This is a genomic window from Nakamurella aerolata (genome assembly GCF_013002705.1).
Lineage (GTDB): Bacteria > Actinomycetota > Actinomycetes > Mycobacteriales > Nakamurellaceae > Nakamurella > Nakamurella aerolata.
Genome location: NZ_JABEND010000008.1, coordinates 162,084 through 180,939 on the forward strand (window position 1 = coordinate 162,084; position 18,856 = coordinate 180,939).

Sequence of the window (18,856 nt, forward strand, 5' to 3'; positions counted from 1 at the left end):
CAACAAGACAGAGGAGAGTATGGAGTTGACCGTGAAGCTGCCGAAGAATGCCCCGGCCCGGGTCCGGACCGGACGCTGGTCCGCGCTGGTCGCTGCCGCCACCGCGCTGGCCGTGTTGGCCGGTTGCGGGTCCAGCACTCCCGCTGCCGACTCGTCGTCCGGTCCAGGGACGGCCGGGGCCGCCGGGACCAGCGGTCCAGGCACCACAGCCGGCGCCGACGGCGGCTCGGTGGTCGCCGGAAGTGGCTCCGCCGCAACGGATCCCGGCTCCGGAGCCGGTGGCTCGGCCGGTGCTGGCTCGGCGGGTGCTGCCGGCTCGGCCGGTGCTGGCTCGGCCGGTGCTGGCTCGGTGAGTGCTGGCTCGGTGAGTGCTGCCGGTTCGGCCGGCGCGCAGAGCAGTGCCGGGTCGGCGCTACCGGCCGGCGTCACCGACACCTTCCCGGTGACCATCGACAGCACCCTGGGCAAGGCCACCATCCCGGCCGAGCCCAAGCGGGTGGTGGCGCTGGGCTGGGGCAGCCCGGAAGCGGCGGTGGCGCTCGGCGTTGTGCCCGTCGGCATGCAGAAGATCGAGGTCGGCTCCGCGAACCTGCCGCCATGGCTGACCGAACGGCTGGGCGGTGAACAGCCGACGCTGATCGACGCCAGCAGCGCGGAGATCCCGTACGAGGCGGTGCTCGCGCTCAAGCCGGACGTCATCCTGGCGGTGAACTCCGGCGTCACCGAGGAGCAGTACGCCAGGCTCAGCCAGATCGCGCCGACCGTTGGCTATCCGGGGCAGGCCTGGCTGACCAGCTGGCAGGACCAGATCACCATGGTCGGCAAGGCTTTGGGCCGGTCCAAGGCCGCCGCGGCATTGGTCAGCCAGACCGACAAGCTGATCGCCGACACCGCGGCGGCGCACCCGGAGTTCAAGGGCGTCACGGTCGCGTTCGGCAGCGCCACCGAGGCCGGCAAGTACAACTTCTACTTCAACAACGACTCAAGGGTGCAGCTGCTGAACCAGCTGGGCTTCGCCACCACGCCGGCGTTCGACCGGCCGGCGGACGCGCCGAGCTTCTCGCTGAGCACCAGCCTTGAATCGATCGGCAACTACCCGTCACAGGTGCTGGTGGCCTGGTACCTGTCCAGCCAGCTGCAGCAGCAGACCGAGGCGAACCCGCTGTTCAAGGCGCTGCCCGCGGTGAAGTCCGGCGGCTACGTCCCGATCACCGACCCGGCGCTGGTGCAGGCCACCTCGGCGGTCAACGTGCTGAGCCTGCCGTGGATGCTCGAGCAGTACGTGCCGATGTTGTCCAAGGCGGCAACCGCGGCGAAGGCGGGCGGGTCCGACGGCTGAGCGGCGGCTGAGCGGCACCGTCCTGCGCCGGCATCACGCCGTAGCCGGCCGGTAGTGCCGGGCCCGGAGCCCGAGTTGGGTCGCAGCGGCGAGCGGCGCGGCCGGCCGATCTGCGCTGGTAACATGGGTGCTGCCCGTCCAGCGCACCGGCGCTGCGATGGGCCGCCTGCTGTTGGCGCCCCGATGGTGCCGACAGCGCCGCACCACCCTCCTGCCACGGAAACGCCGTGGCCGATTCGAGTCCATAGGAGGTGCACGTTGAGCGACACCACCGCTCCGCGTCACTACGAGCTTCTGCTCATCCTCGAGCCCAGCATCGACGAGCGCACCGTTCCCACCTCGGTCGACACCTTCCTCAACGTCATCCGCAACGGCGGCGGCACCGTGGAGAACGTCGACATCTGGGGCAAGCGCCGGCTGGCCTACGAGATCCGCAAGCAGTCCGAGGGCATCTACGTCGTCATCGACGTGAACGCCACCTCTGAGGTGGTCGACGAGCTCGACCGCCAGCTGAACCTCAACGAGTCGGTGATGCGCACCAAGATCACCCGCCCGCCGGCCCCCAAGCGCCCGACCGCCGCCGCGGCCGCCAGCTGAGGACGCGCAGATGGCAGGCGAAACCGTCATCACCGTCGTCGGCAACCTGACCGCCGACCCGGAACTGCGCTTCACCTCCTCCGGCGCGGCCGTCGCCAGCTTCACCGTGGCGTCGACGCCCCGCACCTTCGACCGGAACACCGGCGAATGGAAGGACGGCGAGGCGCTGTTCCTGCGTTGTTCGCTGTGGCGGCAGGCCGCCGAGAACATGGCCGAGTCGCTCACCAGGGGTGCCCGGGTGATCGTTCAGGGCCGGTTGAAGCAGCGCTCGTTTGAGACCAAAGAGGGCGAGAAGCGCACCGTCATCGAGCTGGACGTCGACGAGATCGGCCCGTCGCTGCGGTACGCCACCGCCAAGGTGCAGAAGGTCTCCCGTTCCGACGGCGGCGGGGGCGGCTACGGCTCCTCCGGCGGCGGCGGTAACTCCGGTGGCCGGCAACAGGCCCCGGCGGACGATCCGTGGAGCAGCGCCCCGCCCGCCGGCGGTTCCGGCGGCGGCTACTCCGACGAGCCTCCCTTCTAAGCACGCTTCGGTTTCCGGCGATGTCGCCGACATCACTGACATCGCCGGCATCACTGGAGCACTCAAAGCGCCGATACCCCACCAACTTTCCCGCCGCTGCTGGCCAAAGCCGGTAGCCGGCCATCATTTTCAGGAGTTCATGTCATGCCCAAGCCCCCCGTGCGCAAGCCGAAGAAGAAGGTCTGCGCCTTCTGCAAAGACACCGCACCGGTGATCGACTACAAGGACACCGCGCTGCTGCGCCGCTTCATCTCCGACCGCGGCAAGATCCGCGCCCGCCGGGTGACCGGCAACTGCGTGCAGCACCAGCGGGACATCGCGACCGCCGTCAAGAACGCCCGCGAGGTCGCCCTGCTGCCCTACACCTCGACCGCCCGCTGATCTCAGCTACCGACCAAGGAGAAAGATCAGATCATGAAGCTCATCCTTACCACCGATGTGGAGAACCTCGGTGCCCCCGGCGATATCGTCGAGGTGAAGGACGGCTACGGCCGTAACTTCCTGCTGCCGCAGGGCATGGCCGTGCCGGCCACCAAGGGCGCCGAGAAGCAGGTGCAGACCATCAAGCGCGCGCAGAACGCCCGCGAGATCCGCGGCACCGAGCACGCCAACGAGGTCAAGACCGCGCTGGAGGCGCTGAACGTCTCCATCACCTCCCGCACCACCGGCGACGGCAAGAAGCTGTTCGGCTCCATCACCAACGCCGACGTCGCCGACGCTGTCCGCAAGGCCGGCGGCCCGACCCTCGACCGCCGCACCATCGTCACCGACGGGCACATCAAGACCACCGGCAAGCACCCGGTCACGGTCAAGCTGCACCCCGAGGTCAGCGCCACCTTCACCGTGGTGGTCGTCGGCGAAAGCTGATCTGCGCCAGCACGTTTCGGCAAAACCCCAGCGGGGCCGTCCATTTCGGGCGGCCCCGCTGGGGTTTTCGCTGCAGGTGTCGATCACCGCTGACGGATCACGTCACGGGCGACGTCACCGCTCCACCGGCGCTCGGGCTCGAACCGCAGCCCGCCGGTGGCGATGGGCCGACGGCGGCAGCGCCTGTGGTTGTGGTTGCCGGCTGTGGTTGTCAGCTGTGGTTGTGCCCGGCCGCATCGGCGCCGGTGGCGGGGCGGAGCCGGGGTTCGATCCAGTCGACGAGGCGGGCCTGCGGCACCGCGCCGACCTGCCGGTCCACCTCTTTGCCGTCCTCGATCAGCACCAACAGCGGGATGCTCATCGCCTGGTAGCGCTGGGCCAGCTGCTGGTTCTCGTCCACGTTGACCTTGACCACCTTGAGTCGGCCGGCGTACCGCTCGGCGAGCTTCTCCAGCACCGGCGAGATCATCCGGCAGGGGCCGCACCACGGCGCCCAGAAGTCGACGATCACCGGTACCGAGCTGGTGGTCTCGGCCTGGAAGGTGGCCTGGTCGGCGCTCACCACCCAGGGCAGCGGTTGGTGACACTTGGCGCAGCGTGGGGTCCCGGTCGCGTTCGGGCGGACCCGGTTGTTGGTGCCGCAGTGCGGGCACCGGACAACAGTGCCGCCGGCGCCTCCGGCGCTGGTCATGATGCCGCCTCGACAAGTGCTCCGGTGCGTGTCATGGGTTTCATGCTAGGTCGGCGCGGTCGGTTCGGCTCGCCGCGAGCCGCTGCGGCTGTGTGGTGTCAGTGCCGTGCAGTGCAACCAGTGCAGCCCAGTGCAGTGCAACCCAGTGCAGTGCGGCTCAGTGCAGCAGACCGACGGCCGCTGGACGCCGACCAGGGCGAGCACCAGCACCGCGACGGCGGCGAAGACCCGACTGCCCCGGCGGCGGGCGCCGTAGTGCACGGCCATCATCAACAGCCGGATCACCGGCAGTATCAGCAACAACCCGCAGCCGACGATCAGCAGCGCGGTGCCCGCCGCTGCCGCGGCGGATGCTGTGCCGGGCGCCGTGTCGGATGCGGCCGTGCCGGGCGCCATGCCGGACGGTGCGGTGCCGGGGCCTGCGCCGGACGACAGCAGGGTGCCCAGCGCCAGCAACCCGGCTGCCAGCGCGACGCCGACCCGGAAGACGGTGGCGATCCGCTCGCTCAACCGGCGTTCGTCGTCGGCAGCGTCCTGGCCAAAGTCCGTCATGCCGATACCCCGAGGTTGAGCCCGAACGCGCGGGCCGCCATCGGCACCGCCACCGCGATGAGCACAACCGTGAACACCACCCGCAGCGCCGAACCCGTTGCGCGGACCAGGATTCGGGCGCCGAGCACCGACCCGGCCAGCGAGCCGAGGACGACAGGCGCTGCCAGCCGCAGGTCGAGCCCGCCGGAGATCAGCGTCGCCCCCGCCGCCCCGCAGGCCGTCACCCCGATCATCAGGTTCGCGGTGGCCGACGACGCCTTGATCGGCAGCCGCATGGCCGCATCCATCGCCGGGATCTTGAGCACCCCGCTGCCGATGCCCAGCAACGCCGACAGCGTGCCGGCACCGAACATCATGGTCACGCCCAGCGGCAGCCTGGACACCTGATAGCGGGCGGTGCCGCCGTTGCCGTCGCTCACCGTGCCGTCCAGCGCACGGTACCGCGAACCCTGCGGCGGCACCGCCTCCCGCCGTCCGGCCAGCATCTGAACAGCCGAGACCACCAGGATTGCCGCAAAGATCCCATACAGCAACGGGTTCGGGATCGATGCGATCAGCAGTAGCCCGGCCAGTGCCCCTGCGGTGGTCGCCACCTCCAGCACCACCGCCAGCCGCAGGTTGGCCAGGCCGGCAGTCAGGAACCGTGGCGCGCTGGCGCACGAGCACGACACCACCGACACCAGGCTGACCGCCACCGCGGTGGCGAACGAGGTGTGCGCCACCAGGGTGAGCAGCGGGACGACGAGGATGCCGCCGGGGTCGGGGCCCGCACCGGGGTCGGCGCCGGCGGTCGGCGGTTGGCCGGACCGGAACGACGCCGATTGTGCGTGCGGCGCGGCGCCGCCGCCCGGCCGCGGCTGCTGTTGCTGGACGAGCCGGCTGGGTGAGGCTCGAGCGGTTGCGGCTCGCGCGCGGTCGCGGCTCGGGCGGTCGCGGCTCGGGCGGTTGCGGCGCAGAAGGGTAAGGCTCAGACAGGTGGGGCTCAGACTCGGTAGGGCTGCGACCGGTAGATCTTCGATTCCCGGAAGTACAGGTTCGACTGCGGCAGGTACATCAGCACGATCGCCAGAATCGCCAGCACCAGGCTCACCCAGCTCGACCAGTTGCTGCCGGCCTCGTAGGTGCGGCCGTTGACCGTCACCGAACCGGAGACGGCTCCCGCTGCGGAAGTCAGCGCCGACAGGATGCTCAGCGCCGACAGCACAGTCAGCACCACCCTTGCCCAGTTCCGGCCACCCCACATGAAGAACGCGAACATCAGGATCAGCCCGGCAAGTACCACACCGATCACGATGGTCAGCGTTTTGGCGGTGTTGATCACGGTGTCAACCGATGCGCCGCCCAGATCCGTCTGGTTGCTGGTGGCGTCGTTCAGGGCCTGCTTCCAGATGTCGCTGTTCACCACCATGAAGACCGCGATGATGCTGAACAGCACCTGCAGCACGTAGATGATCATCGCGCCGGTGACGGTCCCGGGCGGCTTCGGCTTGGTGCTCTGCACCGGACCGCCGGGCGCGCCCGGGTAGCTGCCCTGTGGATATCCGGGCTGGGGATAACCGCCCTGCGCGGCACCCTGTTGATAGCCGCCCTGCTCGTACCCGCCCTGTTGATAACCACCCTGCTGGTACCCGCCTTGCTGATAACCACCCTGCTGGTACCCGGGTTGCTTCTCGCCACCCGAGGCGGCGCTGTCCTGGTAACCCTCGGACGACTCTCGGCGTGCATCCCACGGATCGCCCTGGCCGGGCTGCTGGCTGGTCATAGACGAACCGTAGACGGTGCGCCCGGGCCCCGCTGGATTTGCGCTCCTCCGGCACGACGAACCCGCCTCCGCGGAGATCCGCGGTGGGCCGGTGACGCGCCGCCGCCGGCCGGGGGACCGCGAGATTTTCTCGGTTGTCCACAACTGACGGCTCTGCTGGATCGGTGCTCACCTGGAACGACGCGAGAGCACGGGAAACATTTCCCCAGTCTGTCCACAATCGGGGTGTTTCGTCCCGGCGTCGTCACCTGCACCAACGGTGACCTGTCAACCACCTGTCAACACCGCATCAACAGTGCCGTTCACATCGACAGTTGGAGCGCGGCACAGTCCCGCATAACGTCGACTGACCGGCCCCACCCACGGCACTCACGACCGCACCCACCCACCGCACCAACCCACCGCGCCACCTGCCGCTCCGACAGCGCCGCCGCACCGATCGGCGTTGGCCGCCGCACCCACCGGCGTGGCGCGTCCCGCTGTCGGTGCCGGCCGGTACACCTGCTAGGTAGCCGCCAGCCGGTGCACCGGCACCGCATACGCGCGACAAGAGCACCGCAACACCCGCGACACCCGCAACACCCGCAACACCCAGGATTACTGGCACCGACTCAACAAGAAGGGAAGGCAGGAGCTTCATGACGGCCGGCATCATCACCGGAACTGCCGGCGACGCGGCAGGGGTCAACGGCGAGGGCCAGGATCGGGCGGACCGCCGCTACGACAGGCAGCCACCGCAAGACCTACCGGCCGAGCAGTCGGTGCTGGGCGGCATGTTGCTGAGCAAGGACGCCATCGCCGATGTGGTTGAGTCGCTGCGGGTCTCCGACTTCTACAAGCCGGCCCACTCGCTGATCTTCGACGCGGTGCTCGACCTGTACGCCAAGGGCGAGCCGGCCGACCCGATCACCGTCTCCGCCGAACTCGACCGCAACGGCCAACTGGCCAGGGCCGGCGGCGCCACCTACCTGCACCACCTGACGTCAACGGTGCCGACCGCCGCCAACGCCGGCTACTACGCGCAGATCGTCGCCGAGAAGGCCATCCTGCGGCGGCTGGTGTCGGCCGGCACCACCATCGTGCAGCTCGGCTACGGCGGCGCCGCCGGCGAGCTGGGCGGCGGCGAGGTGGACGAGATCGTCGACCGGGCGCAGGCCGAGATCTACGAGGTCACCGAGCGGCGCACCGCCGAGGACTACGTCCTGCTGGAAACCCTGCTGCAGCCGACGCTGGACGAGATCGACGCCATCGCCGCCAACGGCGGTACCGCGTCCGGAATCCCCACCGGCTACACCGATCTCGACGCGCTCACCAACGGCCTGCACCCCGGTCAGATGGTGATCGTCGCCGGCCGGCCGGGCATGGGAAAGTCCACCGTCGGCATGGACATGGCCCGCACCGCCGCCATCAAACACCAACTCACCACCGTGTTCTTCTCGCTGGAGATGAGCCGCAACGACCTCACCATGCGGCTGCTGTCGGCGGAGGCCGAGGTCAAGTTCTCGTCGATGCGCGGCGGCGCGATGACCGACCGCGACTGGCAACGGATCATGAAGCGGATGGGCGACATCTCCGAGGCGCCGCTGTTCATCGACGACAGCCCCAACATGACGATCATGGAGATCCGCGCCAAGGCCCGCCGACTCAAGCAGCGGCACGATCTGAAGCTGATCGTCGTCGACTATCTGCAGCTGATGACGTCCGGCAAGAAGGTGGAGTCGCGGCAGCAGGAGGTCAGCGAGTTCTCCCGGCAGATGAAGCTGCTGGCCAAAGAACTCGAGGTGCCGGTGGTGGCGCTGTCCCAGCTGAACCGCGGCCCCGAGCAGCGCACCGACAAGCGGCCGATGATCTCCGACCTGCGCGAGTCCGGCTCGCTGGAGCAGGACGCCGACGTGGTGATCCTGGTGCACCGGCCGGACGCCTACGACTCCGAAGACCCGCGCGCCGGCGAGGCCGACCTGATCGTCGCCAAGCACCGCAACGGCGAGACCCGCACCATCCCGGTGGCGTCCAAGCTGCACCTGATGCACTTCGCCGATCTCGCCCCGGCGATGTAGCCGAGCGCCGAGGTCAACCCCCTCCCCGATTCCCAGGTTCCCAACCCTGTCCCGGGCAGATCACAGCTCAGTTTGCGCATCACAGCTCAGTTTGCACATCACAGCTGCGCTGGTCGGCGAACCCAGCTGTGACGTGCAAACACAGCTGTGATCCGCCGGGCCGGCCGCCGGGGCGGGCGCAGCTAGAGCCGTCCGCACCGCCAGCGCCGCCCGTACCCGCCCGATCTCCAGCGCCGCACGCACCCCACCCGGTCGCCACCGGAGCCGCACTCCCCGCCCAGCGCCACACGCACCGCTCCGATCGCGGAGTATTCGGCCTTCTAGCAACTTCCCTAGCGTCGCCTAGCGAGCGCCATCGCCGGAACAAAAGCCACGGTCCTCGCATCCGGCGGGGTGCGAGGACCGTGGCTGACGGGGACTAGACCAGCGCGGCGATCAGCGGACCGCCACCGATACGTCGTCCAGCTGGAAGATCGCGTCGCCGCCGTCGGCGGAGTAGCCGGTCACCACGGTCGCTGTGGTGACGCCGGCCGGCACGGTGACGCTGTGCTGGTACTGCCGGTACTCGCCGTTGCTGGTGGTGAGCTTGGCAATGTTTTCGCCGCCGTCCCAGCGCAACCCGAGGTAGGCGGTGGTGACCGGGTCGAAGGTGCGGATCCAGGCGCTCACGTCAATGGTGCTGCCCGGCGTGACGGCGATGGTCTGCTCCACGTACTGCGGGCCGAGGGCCTCCTGGGTGCGCACCCAGGCGTTGCGTTTTCCGGTGCGGGAGCAGCAGCCGTTGTCGATGCCGTGCGGGGCGGTGCCGCGGAAGGTCCAGGCCTCGCCGTAGCCGCCGGTGTTCTCGAACCCGCCGTCGATCAGCTGCCCGGCGCGGTGCCCGACGCTGATCTCGGCGATCGACGAGTAGCGGTGGTCGCCACCCGGTGCGCCGACGATGCGGATCCCGTCGCCGGTGACGGGCGGGAACTGCACCGTGTAGGTGGCGTTGGTGCCGTCGGCGGCGCCCGGCTTGAACGGCGTGGTGTACAGCGCGCCGGGCACGTTCTTCCACACGCCGTCCTCGCGGTACTGCACCCGCGGGGCCGCGACGAACCAGCCACCGTCGGCGGCCGGGGTTCCGGTGGTGAAGGTGAGCTGGTTCATCCGGCGGGACTGCGGCCAGGTGTATCCCCAGAACGATTCGTTCTTGATCTCACCGTCGTAGTCGTCGATGGAACCGGTGCTCACGCCGTCGTTCAGCGCGGCGAGGCTGGCCTGCCGCACCGACCGGGAAATCGGCTGGGTGCCGGGGTCGCGGGCCAGGTTGGCGTCGGACGGTGCCGGGTTGGCTACCCCGTCCTGCGCCGGTTCCAGCTGCACCTTGCGCAGCGCGAACGAGTAGCCGATCTGACCTGGGCAGCAGCGATTGCTTTGCAGCCACATGGTTTTCCCGTCGGCGGAGATGAACTTGGACGGGAAGGTGGTGCCGTAGCCGCCGTACTGCACGGCCCGGTCGTCGAACGAGGTGAAGTTCTGGTCGGCCATCCGGCTCCACGGGCCCCACGGGGTGTCGGACTCGTAGAAGTGGTAGTTGAACTCGGACCAGCTGGTGTAGATGTACTTGCCCAGCGCCTTGTTGTAGACCACACCGCCCTGGCTGATCACCGAAAGCCCTTCGCCGTCACCGCCGTTGAAGGTCAGCGGGTAGTCGCGGCGGGTGTCCCGCAGCACCGACTTCTTGTCGGAGATGCGCTTGCTCCAGGTGGGCGTGGTGCCGTCGGCGCGGTAGCCGGAGAAGAACTGCCAGGCGAGGCGCTGCTGCACCTTGTCTTTCGGCACCCTGGCCAGGAACACGTCCTGCGGGTCCGGCACGGTGTTGAACGGCGGGGGCGATTCGCGCCAGTTGCCGTCGAGACCGTAGGCGTAGACGTACTTGTCGCCTTCGTCCGGGCTGCTGGCATCGCCGCCGCCCTTGCCGTAGTCGGCGAACCAGATGGTGGTGAAGACGTGGTCGGGGAACATCGGCGCGCGCTTGTCCCAGGTCCAGGTCTTGCCGCCGTCGGTGGATTTGACGATGGTGGCGGCCGGCGCCTGGTCGAAGTTGATCGCCAGGTCTTGCACGGCCAGGTACAGGGTGTTGCCGACGCAGGTCATGCCGGTGGGTTTGCGGGTGAACCCGCCCTTGGTCCACACCTGGCTGACACCGTCGGCGGTGGCGGTGTTGCTGCCGCTGAGATTGTTGACGTCGCCGGTGATTCTTGCGGTGCCGACGTCGACGAAAGTGTTGGCCGGCGCGAAGCCGGCGCCGTCACCCCAGGCCGCGTAGACGGCGTCGTCGGCGGCCCAGCAGTTCGGCCACAGGTCGCCCTCCGACTTGGTGACAACGCTGTTGCGGTAAGGGATGTCGATGGTGCCGATCCAGTCGCTGGGCGGCGGCACATCGGGCAGCGCCGCGGGGGCGGCCGGCTTCGCGGCGGCCCCCGCTGCCTGCTGGGCTCCGATGCCGACACGATCGTTCATCACGGCTCGCTTCGCTTCGAGTGAGTTCTGGCCGGTGGCGCTGCGGGAGCCGCGCGGGGGCGCTGACGAGTCGGGCGGAGCCGGTGGCGCCGCGAGCGCCGCGCCCGCACCGGCATGCGCCTGCGGGGCGGCGCCGACGGCGGGGCTGACGGTGGTGCTGACCAGGGCGAGGGCCGCCAGCGCCGCTGACGCGGCGAGCGGACGTGACCAACGACGACGAACCGGTTTCATGACGCGCATCCTTCGCTTCTCGATGGAGCGGGGCAGACATCCACGAGCCGATTCGGCGCCGGGCCGGCACTGGCTCGGAAGCCTTACCGTAGCGAGCCGTCATCGAGAAATCGATACCCTGCGCGGAGAATCTAGTACCCGGTGCAGGATCTACGCCCATCACCTCAACCGATCGGCACACCAAGAACGGCGAATCGGGCACGGTCGGGCCCTTCGGCACAGTGCACCGACACACAGCATCGGCACACAGCCGGGCCCTTCGGCACAGTGCACCGACACACATAGCACCCGCGTGGGCCGGTGATCGGGCCGGTGATTGGGCGTTCCGGGCGGCTCTGGCCAGCGTGGAACGTACCGGCAGCCGCCGGTTACCGGTCGAAGACGGCGTCCACCTCGGGTGAGGCGCGCCGGTAGCCATCGAGCAGCGCCTTGCCGGTGTTCACCGAATCGACCAGCGGGTGCAGCGAGAAGGCCTCCCAGGCCGCTGCCGCCGAGCCGGTGTTGACCGCCTCGATCACCAGCCGCTCCACCGCCTTGACCGACTGCATCAGGCCGAGCATGTGACCCTTGGCCGGTGGAACCGGTTGCGGCACAGGGCCGTTCGCTCCGACGATGCACGGCGTCTCCACCACCGCGTCGGCGTCGAGGCCGACCCCGCCGCCGGCCCGCAGGTTCAGGATCATGGTCGACTCCCGGCCCCGTGACACCGCCTCCATGATGTCGAGCGCGACCCCCTCGTACCCGCCACCGGCGACGTCAGCGGCATCGCGCTGCTCGCCCTCGGCCCGGCTCTCCCGCATGTAGGTGGCCTCGCGGTCGGCCCGCACCCGCTGCCAGGTGGCGAGGGCATGGTCGGGATGCTTGGCGACGTCGTCGTAGAAGTCGTGCTGCTGCTCCAACAGGTACTCGCCGCGGGTCTGCTCCGCACCACGGATCGAGGCCAGCGCCTCGCGGGTGTAGTAGTAGTAGTACAGGTACTCATTCGGCATGGCGCCCAACGCTTGCAGCCATTGCGGACCGAACAGCCGGCCCTCCTCCAGCTGCTCCAGCCGGGCCGCATCGGCCAGCAGCTCGGGCAGCCGGTTGCTACCGCCGGACTCCAGCCCGCGCAGCCAGCCGAGGTGGTTCAGGCCGACGTAGTCGATCGTGGTGCTCGCCGGGTCGAGCCGCAGCGCATGCATGGCCCTGCGCGCCAACCCGATCGGCGAATCACAGATGCCGACCACCCGGTCACCGAGAATCGGCTGCAGCGCCTCGGTGACGATGCCGGCCGGGTTGGTGAAGTTGATGAACCAGGCGCCCGGCGCGTGCTGGGTGGTGGCCCTGGCGATCTCCAACGCCACCGGAACCGTGCGCAGTGCGTAGGCCAGCCCACCAGGTCCGGTGGTCTCCTGCCCGAGAACGCCAAGATCAAGCGCCACCCGCTCGTCGATGGTGCGGCCGCGCAGCCCGCCGACGCGGATCGCCGAGAAGACGAAATCGGCCCCGCGCAACGCTTCTGCCAGTTCGGTGCTGGCGCTCAGCCGCGGCGCGGTGGCCACCCCAGCGGCCTGTTGTTCCAGCACCGCCGTCACCGCCTTGAGCCGGCCGGCGCCGGTGTCGTACAGCGCTACCTCGGTGACCGGCCCGTCCGGGTCGGCCAACAACGCGCCGTACACCAGCGGTACCCGAAACCCGCCCCCGCCAAGGATTGTCAGCTTCATGCGGCCTCTCCGATAGTTCTCACGTCAACCTCGACACCCAACTCGCGGCACAGCGCCAGGATCGCCGGGTCCGCGGACGCGGTGGTGACCAGCACCTGCACGTCCCGCACATCAAGTACCCGAAGGGTTCCGGTGCCTGGCAGCTTGTTGCCGTCGGCCACCAGCACCACCTCGCGGGCCGCTGCCACCAACGCCCGCTTCGCCGGCACCTCGACAAAGGTGGAATCCAGCACCTGCCCAGCGGTGTCGACCCCGCTGGTACCGATGAACGCCTGATCCACCCGCAGCTGCCGCAACGCGTCCTCGGTGAGCACACCGACCATCGAGCGGTACGCGCGCCGCACCAGCCCACCCAGCAGGATCAGCTCGACGGACTCGTCGTCACGCAATTCATCAAGCACCGCAAGGCTATTGGTGACAACGGTGACCGGGCGGCCACGCAACTCGCGGGCCAGCAACTGGGTGGTGGTGCCGATGTCGAGCGCGACCACCTCGCCGTCGCGCACCCTGGCGGCAGCGGCCCTCGCCACAATCAGCTTCTCGTCCTGGTCGGCCTTGGCGACCGTCGCGAACGGCCGCGCGGTGTCGGCGTCCGGCAACAGATGCGCGGGCAAAGCAGCCCCGCCGTGCACCCTTGCCAGCACACCGGCCCTGTCGAGCTGGTGCAGGTCGCGCCGAATGGTGGACGGCGACACCGCCAGCTCACTCGACAACTGCTCGACCGACACCACGCCGCCGGAGCGGACCCGCTCCAGGATCCGGCTGTGTCGCTGCACCTTCATGATCGCTGCACTCTCATGGCCGCCGCGCTCGCATGGGCTGCACCCTCATGGGTGGCGCTGTCATGGGCTGTGCTCGCATGGGCTGTGCGCTCATGGATGCTGCACCTGCTGGCCGCCGCACCCGCATCGCAGCACCCGCATCGCCGCGCCCGCGTTCCGGCCATGGCCGCTCACCTGTCACCCGGCGAGGCTATCAACGGTGAGCATTTTCGCTCAATAGTTGTCGGCCAGCGTTTTCCGATGGCGCTGCGGGTGGGGTCGGGACGGGGTCGGGGTGTCTGGTCTCCGGTTGCCCTCGGGCTCGGGTCGCGCTCGTCCGGTTGGCAGCGCGGTTGACTCACCATCCCGGCATCACAGCCGAGTTCGCGCGTCACAGCCGGATTCGTCGACGATCTCAGCGGTGACGTGCAATCTCGGCTGTGATGTGCACCCCTGACGCCCACCTGACGCCCCGCCGGACGCCCGCCGGACACCCGCGGCTGCGCCGGCTCGATGCCGGCCGGACGCCCACCGGAACCTCGCCGATTCGACTCACCCGATCGTGGTGGTCCGACGGCGCGCCAGGCTCGCGGCGGTCGCGACGGACCCCGCCCCGAAGTCAAACCAAGCCACTCCCGAAGTCAAAACTGAGCAAATCAACGCAAAACTGCTCTTGCCATGCGCGCTCTCGCGCGTCACCATGGTCACCGTGAGTGCCCCGTCCTTCGACCCGCTTGCCCATCTTCGCGACCCGGGGCGCCCGGACGATCCGGAGATCGACGTCTTCCTGCACGGCACCGTGTTCCTCGACATCATTTTCACCGGGCTGGGCCGGCTGCCCGACCCCGGCACCGAGGTGTGGGCCGAGGGCATGGGCTCGGGTCCTGGTGGCATCGCCAACCTGGCCGTCGGCGCCGCCCGGCTGGGGCTGCGCACCGCGCTGGGCGCCGCTTTCGGCGACGACGCCTACGGCGAGTTCTGCTGGCGCACCCTGGCCGACCAGGAACACATCGACCTGACGCACTCCGCGCGCTTCTCCGGCTGGCACTCGCCGGTCACCGTGTCCATCGCCACCGACGGCGACCGCCGGATGGTGACCCACGAGCACCCGCCGCCGGTGTCCGCCGACCAGATGATCGGCACCCCACCGCGCGCCCGGGCGGTGCTGCTCGACCTCAACGTCGACCATCCACTCGGCGTCGGCGACCCGGAGCGCGGCTGGGCCGATACCGCGAAAGCCCAAGGGGCGCTGCTGTTCTCCGACATCGGCTGGGACGAGTCCGAGCGCTGGCCCACCCAGGTGCTCGATCAGCTGCAGCACGTCCACGCCTTCATGCCCAACGCCGCAGAGGCCATGGCGTACACCCGCGCCGATACCCCGCAGGACGCGCTGTACGCGATCGCCGACCGGGTCCCGCTCGCGGTGGTGACCAACGGCGCCAACGGGGCGCTGGCCATCGACAACACCACTGGCGAGGAGGTCTCGGTGCCGGCGTTGCGGGTGCCGGCGATCGACCCGACCGGCGCCGGCGACGTCTTCGACGCCGCGGTGACCATGGGAACCCTCGCCGGCTGGCCGCTGGCTGACCGGCTCAACTTCGCCGCGCTGTGCTCGGCCCTTGCGGTGCAACAGTTCGGCGGCTCACTCGCCGCACCTGGCTGGGGCGACATCGCCGACTGGTGGCAGCACACCCGCGCCCGCAACGACGGGCACGCCGCGTCCCGGTCGCTGGCCCGCCGGTTCGCCTTCCTCGACGACATCGTCGGCAGCGTCCCGCGCACCGCCACCCGCCGCGCGACGGCTACCGTTGCTCAACTCTCCGATGCGTCCGCGCCCACCACCGTCGTGCCGGGAACTCCCACCGGACAAGCGAACTCGGCGGCGACCGACCAGGACGCCACTCAAGTCAACGAAGACGACCCCGTCACTGTCGACGGGAACTGACACTGCCAGGAGGCATCATGACCAGCCGATCTCCCCGCTCCCGCAGCGCCGCGCTCGGACGGAACCGGGCCAGCCGGATCACCGGATTCGCGGCAGCGGCCATCGCCGCCGCGCTGGTGCTCGCGGCCTGCGCCCCCGGTAGTGGCGGCAGCAACGACACCAGCTCGACCAACAATGCCGGCGCGGGCACCACCGCTCCCGGCGCCACCGGCGCCGACGGTTCCGGCGCAGCCGGGTCTGCGGCCGGCGGTTCCGGTGCTGCCGGCTCGGGAGCGGCCGGATCCGGTGCCGCGGGTTCCGGCGCCGCGGGCGGTGCGGCCGCACCCGATCCGTCGACCTTCGGCGACGTCACCCTGACGGTGTGGGACCAGGAGGTGCGCGGCGGCCAGGACCAGCAGATCAAGAAGCTGAACGAAGAGTTCCAGGCCAAGTACCCGAACATCAAGATCAAGCGGGTGTCCCGCTCCTTCGACGATCTGACCAAGACGCTGCGGCTGGCGCTGACCGGCAACGAAGCCCCAGATGTGGTGCAGGCCAACAACACTCGCTCGCAGATGGGCGAGTTTGTCAAGGCCAAGCAGATCATCAACCTTGACTCGTACGCCAAGACGTACGGCTGGGACCAGCGGTACCCGCAGTCGGTGCGGAACGCCTCGTCGTACTCCGCTGACGGCAAGACCTTCGGCTCCGGCAGCCTTTACGGGCTGCCGCAGGTCGGCGAGCTGATCGGCGTCTACTACAACACCGACAAGCTTGCCGCCCTTGGCATTCAGCCGCCCAAGACCTGGGCCGAGTTCGATGCGGCGCTGGCCGCCGCGAAGGCCAAGGGCGAGCAGCCGCTGGTGCTCGGCAACCTGGACAAGTGGCCCGCCATCCATGTTTTCGGCGTGGTGCAGGGCCGCTACACCCAGGCCGAGCAGATCCGCCAACTCGGCTTCGGTCAGCCCGGCACCGATTGGAACGCCGAGGGCAACGTCAAGGCCGCGCAGCAGCTCAAGGACTGGGTGGACAAGGGCTACCTGTCCAAGGACGTGAACGCACAGGGCTACGACCCGGCCTGGCAGGGTTTCAGCAAGGGCACCGGAGTGTTCTTGATCGCCGGTTCCTGGCTGCAGTCCGACCTGTCAAAAGCCATGAAGGACAAGGTGAAGTTCATGCTGCCGCCGCCGTCGGAGGCTGACGGCGGCAAGGTGGTGACCACCGGTGCCACCGGGCTGCCGTTCGCCATCACCAGCAAGGCCAAGAACCCCGACGCCGCAGCGGCTTACATCAATTTCTTGACCAACGAGAACGCGATGAAGGTGCTCGCCGAGACCGGCAACCTGCCGATCGTCGACACCGCCAAGCAGAAGGCTCCCGACGCGCTGGGCACCGACGTCTTCACCGCGTTCGACACCGTCTCGACCGACGACGGACTGGTGCCGTACCTGGACTGGGCAACCCCGACCATGAGCGACACCCTCGGTGCCGCGCTGCAGGATCTGCTGGCCGGCCGGACCAGCCCGGAGGACACCATGAAGACGCTGCAACAGGACTACAGCGACTTCACGTCAGGCCAGTGAGCGCACCGACAGCCAACACCGCGGCACCGGCCCGCCCACCGTCTGAGCTCGGCAACGGCGCGAAGCGGGCCAGGTCCGGCCCGCCGGGCGAGCCGCGCAAGGTGGCATACCTGTTCATCCTGCCGGCTTTTGCGGTGTACGCGGCGTTCGCGCTGTACCCGCTCGGCAAGGCTGTCTACCTGTCGTTCTTCGAGTGGGACGGGTTGACGCTCGGCACCTGGGCCGGCCTGTCCAACTACACCGACGTGCTGAGCAACGAGCGGTTGCGCGGAGCGTTTCTGCACTCGTTGGTGCTCATCGGCTTCTACGCGGTGATTCCGCTGGTGGTCGGGCTGATCCTGGCCGCGATCCTGCACCGCGCCAGGGTGTGGGGCCTCGGGTTCTTCCGGTCGGTGGTGTTCTTGCCGCAGGTGGTGCCGATGGTGGTGATTGCCGTTGCCTGGCGCCAGCTTTACGCGCCGGACGGCAGCCTGAACTCCGCGCTGTCCGGTATCGGTCTTGACTCGCTGACCCGTGGGTGGCTCGGCGACTACGACTGGGCGCTGCCCGCCGTCGGCTTCATCGGCACCTGGTTCGAGATCGGGCTGGTGACGGTGTTGATGATGGCCGGGATGAGCCGCATCCCCACCCAGCAGTACGAGGCGGCGCGGCTGGACGGGGCCGGGCCGGTGCGCGAGTTCTTCGCGGTGACGCTGCCGGCGGTGCGCGGGCAGATCTCGGTGGCGTTGACCCTCACCGTGATCGCGTCGCTGAAGACCTTCGACCTGATCTACATGACCACCAAGGGCGGCCCCGGCTATCAGACCACCGTGCCCTCGTACGAGGTGTACCGGCAGGCCTTCGAACAGGGCAAAGTTGGCCTGGCGAGCGCGATCGGCGTGCTGCTGACCATCGTCATCTTCGCGATCTCGTTCGTCATCACCCGAGTCGGCGACCGTGACACGGAGACCAGCTGATGCGCATCTCGAGCGGCGAGCGGGTCGCCAACTATCTGATCCTCACCGTGTTCGCGGTGTTCGCGCTCTACCCGATCCTGACCATCCTGGTCGCGGCGTTCAGCAAGGACACCCAGGCGCCGGGCGGGTTCGCGAACTTCCAGCAGGCCTGGGAGATCGGCCGGTTCGGCCGGTCACTGCTGAACAGCGTGCTGGTGTCGGCCTTCGTGGTGGTGACCAGCGTGGTGCTGTCGGTGCTGGCCGGATTCGCGTTCGGCACCATGCGGTTTCGCGGATCCAGCGTGCTGTTCTACCTGATGCTGCTCGGCATCATGATGCCGGCAGAGGCGATCGTCGTCCCGCTGTTCTTCGACCTGCGGGCGATCGGGCTGACCGACACCTTCTGGGCCATCGTGCTGCCGCAGGTGGCGCAGTCGGTGGCGTTCGGCACGTTCTGGTTGCGGGCGTTCTTCCGCACCTCGAGCCGGGCGCTGCTGGAGGCCGCCCGGCTGGACGGCGCCGGATCGCTGCGCACCCTGTGGAGCGTGCTGGTACCGCAGGCCCGGCCGGCCATCGTCACCCTGGTGGTGCTGGTGTTCATGTGGACCTGGAACGAGTTCCTGATCCCGCTCGTGATGGTGCCGAGCAACGAGGCGCTGCGCACCGCACCGCTGGGCCTGAGCTTCTTCTCCGGCCAGTACACCCAGGGCTTCACCCTGCTGGCCGCCGGCGCGACCATCGTCGCGCTGCCGGTGGTGATCGTCTACCTGTTCCTGCAGCGGCACTTCATCGCCGGCATGTTGGAGGGTGCCGTGAAGGAGTAGCCCAC

18 protein-coding genes are annotated in these 18,856 nt (G+C 69.1%); 11 read left to right on the forward strand and 7 right to left on the reverse strand.

The window, feature by feature from the left end:
* Positions 1–19 precede the first annotated feature (19 nt).
* The 5 genes from HKD39_RS14145 to rplI all read left to right on the forward strand — a co-directional run bounded on the left by HKD39_RS14145 (position 20) and on the right by rplI (position 3,326).
* Positions 20–1,339: an iron-siderophore ABC transporter substrate-binding protein gene (locus tag HKD39_RS14145; protein WP_171200522.1), complete on the forward strand. Its 1,320-nt coding sequence runs from the start codon at positions 20–22 to the stop codon at positions 1,337–1,339.
* A 258-nt stretch (positions 1,340–1,597) separates the two neighbouring features.
* On the forward strand, positions 1,598–1,936 hold the full coding sequence (gene rpsF, locus HKD39_RS14150) for a 30S ribosomal protein S6 (protein WP_246232705.1): 339 nt from the start codon (positions 1,598–1,600) through the stop codon (positions 1,934–1,936).
* A gap of 10 nt (positions 1,937–1,946) precedes the next feature.
* Complete coding sequence (locus tag HKD39_RS14155) at positions 1,947–2,459, forward strand: single-stranded DNA-binding protein (protein WP_171200524.1); 513 nt, start codon at positions 1,947–1,949, stop codon at positions 2,457–2,459.
* Between the two features lie 144 nt (positions 2,460–2,603).
* Positions 2,604–2,840 carry a 30S ribosomal protein S18 gene (gene rpsR / locus HKD39_RS14160; protein WP_171200525.1) on the forward strand — a complete coding sequence of 79 codons (237 nt, stop codon included), beginning with the start codon at positions 2,604–2,606 and terminating at the stop codon, positions 2,838–2,840.
* 33 nt (positions 2,841–2,873) lie between these two features.
* Positions 2,874–3,326, forward strand: coding sequence for a 50S ribosomal protein L9 (rplI, locus tag HKD39_RS14165; RefSeq protein ID WP_171200526.1), 453 nt, complete (start codon positions 2,874–2,876; stop codon positions 3,324–3,326).
* Positions 3,327–3,537: 211 nt separating this feature from the next.
* Here the strand turns inward: rplI and trxA are convergent, their stop codons facing one another.
* From trxA to HKD39_RS14180, 3 genes are read right to left on the reverse strand one after another with little or no spacing between them, the layout of a single operon-like run.
* Complete coding sequence (gene trxA / locus HKD39_RS14170) at positions 3,538–4,017, reverse strand: thioredoxin (RefSeq protein WP_171200527.1); 480 nt, start codon at positions 4,015–4,017, stop codon at positions 3,538–3,540.
* A 45-nt stretch (positions 4,018–4,062) separates the two neighbouring features.
* Positions 4,063–4,569, reverse strand: a complete 507-nt coding sequence (locus HKD39_RS14175; protein ID WP_171200528.1) for a DUF1634 domain-containing protein — start codon at positions 4,567–4,569, stop codon at positions 4,063–4,065.
* Positions 4,566–5,291, reverse strand: coding sequence for a sulfite exporter TauE/SafE family protein (locus tag HKD39_RS14180; protein WP_212754569.1), 726 nt, complete (start codon positions 5,289–5,291; stop codon positions 4,566–4,568). The genes HKD39_RS14175 and HKD39_RS14180 overlap by 4 nt, the downstream gene beginning before the upstream one ends.
* Between HKD39_RS14180 and HKD39_RS14185 the strand changes: the two genes are divergently transcribed.
* Complete coding sequence (locus HKD39_RS14185; RefSeq protein WP_171200417.1) at positions 5,283–5,456, forward strand: hypothetical protein; 174 nt, start codon at positions 5,283–5,285, stop codon at positions 5,454–5,456. The genes HKD39_RS14180 and HKD39_RS14185 overlap by 9 nt on opposite strands.
* Positions 5,457–5,551: 95 nt before the next feature.
* Here HKD39_RS14185 and HKD39_RS18910 read toward each other — a convergent pair whose 3' ends face one another.
* Positions 5,552–6,331 (reverse strand): hypothetical protein, encoded by a 780-nt coding sequence (locus HKD39_RS18910; protein ID WP_212754570.1) that lies wholly within the window; start codon positions 6,329–6,331, stop codon positions 5,552–5,554.
* A gap of 638 nt (positions 6,332–6,969) precedes the next feature.
* On the opposite strand from HKD39_RS18910, the gene dnaB reads away from it, so the two are divergent.
* Entirely contained in the window at positions 6,970–8,388 is a 1,419-nt protein-coding gene (dnaB, locus tag HKD39_RS14195; protein ID WP_171200529.1) for a replicative DNA helicase, read from the forward strand.
* Between the two features lie 435 nt (positions 8,389–8,823).
* On the opposite strand, the gene HKD39_RS14200 is transcribed toward dnaB, so the two are convergent.
* From HKD39_RS14200 to HKD39_RS14210, 3 genes are all read right to left on the reverse strand, one after another.
* Positions 8,824–11,121 (reverse strand): DUF4185 domain-containing protein, encoded by a 2,298-nt coding sequence (locus tag HKD39_RS14200; protein ID WP_171200530.1) that lies wholly within the window; start codon positions 11,119–11,121, stop codon positions 8,824–8,826.
* A 368-nt stretch (positions 11,122–11,489) separates the two neighbouring features.
* Positions 11,490–12,824, reverse strand: coding sequence for a 6-phospho-beta-glucosidase (locus HKD39_RS14205; RefSeq protein WP_171200531.1), 1,335 nt, complete (start codon positions 12,822–12,824; stop codon positions 11,490–11,492).
* Positions 12,821–13,606 carry a DeoR/GlpR family DNA-binding transcription regulator gene (locus HKD39_RS14210; protein WP_171200532.1) on the reverse strand — a complete coding sequence of 262 codons (786 nt, stop codon included), beginning with the start codon at positions 13,604–13,606 and terminating at the stop codon, positions 12,821–12,823. The genes HKD39_RS14205 and HKD39_RS14210 overlap by 4 nt, the downstream gene beginning before the upstream one ends.
* Before the next feature lie 679 nt (positions 13,607–14,285).
* Between HKD39_RS14210 and HKD39_RS14215 the strand changes: the two genes are divergently transcribed.
* From HKD39_RS14215 to HKD39_RS14230, 4 genes are read left to right on the forward strand one after another with little or no spacing between them, the layout of a single operon-like run.
* Entirely contained in the window at positions 14,286–15,530 is a 1,245-nt protein-coding gene (locus tag HKD39_RS14215) for a carbohydrate kinase family protein (protein ID WP_171200533.1), read from the forward strand.
* Positions 15,531–15,547: 17 nt separating this feature from the next.
* Positions 15,548–17,092, forward strand: coding sequence for an ABC transporter substrate-binding protein (locus tag HKD39_RS14220; protein ID WP_171200534.1), 1,545 nt, complete (start codon positions 15,548–15,550; stop codon positions 17,090–17,092).
* Complete coding sequence (locus HKD39_RS14225; RefSeq protein ID WP_212754572.1) at positions 17,089–18,048, forward strand: carbohydrate ABC transporter permease; 960 nt, start codon at positions 17,089–17,091, stop codon at positions 18,046–18,048. Before HKD39_RS14220 ends, HKD39_RS14225 begins: the two co-directional genes overlap by 4 nt.
* Positions 18,048–18,851: a carbohydrate ABC transporter permease gene (locus tag HKD39_RS14230; protein ID WP_171200535.1), complete on the forward strand. Its 804-nt coding sequence runs from the start codon at positions 18,048–18,050 to the stop codon at positions 18,849–18,851. The genes HKD39_RS14225 and HKD39_RS14230 overlap by 1 nt, the downstream gene beginning before the upstream one ends.
* Positions 18,852–18,856: the final 5 nt, after the last annotated feature.

Bases quoted from the DNA above. Each gene is read 5' to 3' on its own strand.
- HKD39_RS14145 (WP_171200522.1), top strand. From the start codon at position 20: ATGGAGTTGACCGTGAAGCTGCCGAAGAATGCCCCGGCCCGGGTCCGG.
- HKD39_RS14155 (WP_171200524.1), top strand. From the start codon at position 1,947: ATGGCAGGCGAAACCGTCATCACCGTCGTCGGCAACCTGACCGCCGAC.
- rpsR (WP_171200525.1), top strand. From the start codon at position 2,604: ATGCCCAAGCCCCCCGTGCGCAAGCCGAAGAAGAAGGTCTGCGCCTTC.
- rplI (WP_171200526.1), top strand. From the start codon at position 2,874: ATGAAGCTCATCCTTACCACCGATGTGGAGAACCTCGGTGCCCCCGGC.
- trxA (WP_171200527.1), bottom strand. From the start codon at position 4,017: ATGACCAGCGCCGGAGGCGCCGGCGGCACTGTTGTCCGGTGCCCGCAC.
- HKD39_RS14175 (WP_171200528.1), bottom strand. From the start codon at position 4,569: ATGACGGACTTTGGCCAGGACGCTGCCGACGACGAACGCCGGTTGAGC.
- HKD39_RS18910 (WP_212754570.1), bottom strand. From the start codon at position 6,331: ATGACCAGCCAGCAGCCCGGCCAGGGCGATCCGTGGGATGCACGCCGA.
- dnaB (WP_171200529.1), top strand. From the start codon at position 6,970: ATGACGGCCGGCATCATCACCGGAACTGCCGGCGACGCGGCAGGGGTC.
- HKD39_RS14200 (WP_171200530.1), bottom strand. From the start codon at position 11,121: ATGAAACCGGTTCGTCGTCGTTGGTCACGTCCGCTCGCCGCGTCAGCG.
- HKD39_RS14205 (WP_171200531.1), bottom strand. From the start codon at position 12,824: ATGAAGCTGACAATCCTTGGCGGGGGCGGGTTTCGGGTACCGCTGGTG.
- HKD39_RS14210 (WP_171200532.1), bottom strand. From the start codon at position 13,606: ATGAAGGTGCAGCGACACAGCCGGATCCTGGAGCGGGTCCGCTCCGGC.
- HKD39_RS14215 (WP_171200533.1), top strand. From the start codon at position 14,286: ATGGTCACCGTGAGTGCCCCGTCCTTCGACCCGCTTGCCCATCTTCGC.
- HKD39_RS14220 (WP_171200534.1), top strand. From the start codon at position 15,548: ATGACCAGCCGATCTCCCCGCTCCCGCAGCGCCGCGCTCGGACGGAAC.
- HKD39_RS14230 (WP_171200535.1), top strand. From the start codon at position 18,048: ATGCGCATCTCGAGCGGCGAGCGGGTCGCCAACTATCTGATCCTCACC.